The organism is Pseudomonadota bacterium (assembly GCA_030775045.1).
GTDB lineage: Bacteria > Pseudomonadota > Alphaproteobacteria > JALYJY01 > JALYJY01 > JALYJY01.
In genome coordinates this window covers 5,461-7,352 of the sequence record JALYJY010000090.1, presented here as the reverse complement: position 1 = coordinate 7,352, position 1,892 = coordinate 5,461, and the positions used below count along the sequence as shown (strand labels likewise).

Here is a 1,892-nt window from a genome sequence, read left to right as displayed (position 1 = left end):
CACATCGTCAATCTGGCCCGGATCCTGTCCCAGGCCGGGGTTCCCGCCGCAGTCCACTGCTTTCTGGATGGCCGTGACGTTCCACCGTCCAGCGCCCGGGACTTCATTGCGAAGTTCCGCGCTGACGTGTCCCAGTACGCCGGCGTGCACATCGTTACCCTCAGCGGCCGGTACTATGCCATGGACCGCGACAAGCGGTGGGAGCGGGTGGAAAAGGCGTACCAGGCCATGGTCCACGCTGCGGGAGAACAGGCCACGGACCCCGTGAAGGCCATCGAGGACAGTTATGGCAAGGGCGTCACCGACGAATTCGTCCTGCCCACGGTCATGGGCGGCTACAGGGGCATGAAAGACGGCGACGGCATTCTCATGGCCAATTTCCGGGCCGACCGGGCGCGGGAAATCCTGTCCGCCCTGCTGGATCCTGCCTTTACCGGCTTTGCGCGGCCTGCGCCGGTGAAGTTTACCGCAGCCGCCGGCATGGTGGAATATTCCACCGAACACGCCCGCCTTATGTCTGCCCTGTTTCCGCCCAAGGACATCCGCGACAGCCTGGGAGAGGTCATCTCCCGCGCCGGGCTGAAACAGCTGCGCATCGCCGAGACCGAAAAGTATCCCCACGTGACCTTTTTCTTCAATGGTGGTGTGGAAACGCCGTACCCGGGGGAGGAGCGGATCCTGGTGCCTTCCCCGAGGGTTGCCACCTATGACGAGAAGCCCGAAATGTCGGCCTTTGAGGTGACGGACCGGCTTCTGGAGGCCATGGACACCAGCGCGCCCGACCTGGTGGTGCTGAACTTTGCCAATCTGGACATGGTGGGCCACACGGGTGACCTGAAGGCGGCCATCAGGGCTGTGGAGACCATCGACCAGTGCCTCGGGCGCATCGTCACCCGGCTGAAGGAGGCGGGCGGGGCCATGATCCTCACGTCCGACCACGGCAACTGTGAACAGATGTACGACCACGAGCACGACCAGCCGCACACAGCCCATACGCTCAATCCCGTGCCGGTAATCCTGGTGAACGGACCGCCCGGCGTGCAGCTGCATGGCGAGCGCCTGGCCGATATTGCCCCCACCATCTTGGCCCTGATGGGACTGGACATTCCCGCTGAAATGACAGGCCGCAACATGCTGGTTTCCGCAGAGGCGGGGGCCTGACCATGACCCTGCCTGGCCGCATCCTGCTGTCCGTCCTGCTTCTCTCCGTGGCCTGTCCTGCCCTCGCACGGCCGGAGGGCACGGAACTGGAGCAGGTGGAACAGGACCTGTCCGCGCGACAGGAACGGTACCGCGAACTGACCGGGGAAAGCCGGAAACTGGCCGCCGAGACAAAGGATATCAGCCGGCAGCTGGTCAAGGCTGCGGAAAGCCTGCGCGCGGCGGAGCAGGAGCTTCTGGGCGTCCAGGACGGGATCCGGCAGACCGAGGCCGAGGAAAAGGACCAGACCCTGCGTCTTCTGTCCGACCGGCGGTACCTGTCCGACCTTCTGGCCAGCCTGCAGCGGCTGTCCCGCGTTCCCCCCGAATCGATCCTGGTGCGGGAGGGGGAGCCGGCGGAGCTGGTCCGCAGCACTATCCTGCTGCGCGCCGCTGTTCCCCGGCTGAAGGACCGGGCCACCACACTGGCGCAGAATCTGGATGCCCTGGCCTCTTTACGCGAAGGACTGGCCCGGCAGCGGGAGGCCTCGGAGCAGGCCCGGCGCACCCTGGCCACGAAACATGCGGAACTGGCAGGCCTGCTGAAAGACAGGAAAACCCGCCAGAAGGCGTCAGAGGCTGAACTGGCCGCCACCCGCACCATGATCCGGGACCTGCAGCAGAAAGCCTCGTCCCTGCGCGACCTGGCGGAAAGGGTCGAGGCGCGGGACATGGCCAGCCTCACCCCGCCC

The 1,892-nt window shown here is 65.7% G+C and carries 2 protein-coding genes; both read left to right on the top strand.

All coding sequences use genetic code 11. The annotated features are described in order from the left end of the window. On the top strand, positions 1-1,161 hold a 1,161-nt coding region (gene gpmI, locus M3O22_07800), incomplete at its 5' end, for a 2,3-bisphosphoglycerate-independent phosphoglycerate mutase (protein ID MDP9196648.1). A 2-nt stretch (positions 1,162-1,163) separates the two neighbouring features. Next, positions 1,164-1,892 (top strand): hypothetical protein (locus M3O22_07795; protein MDP9196647.1); only part of this gene is annotated, 729 nt, incomplete at its 3' end.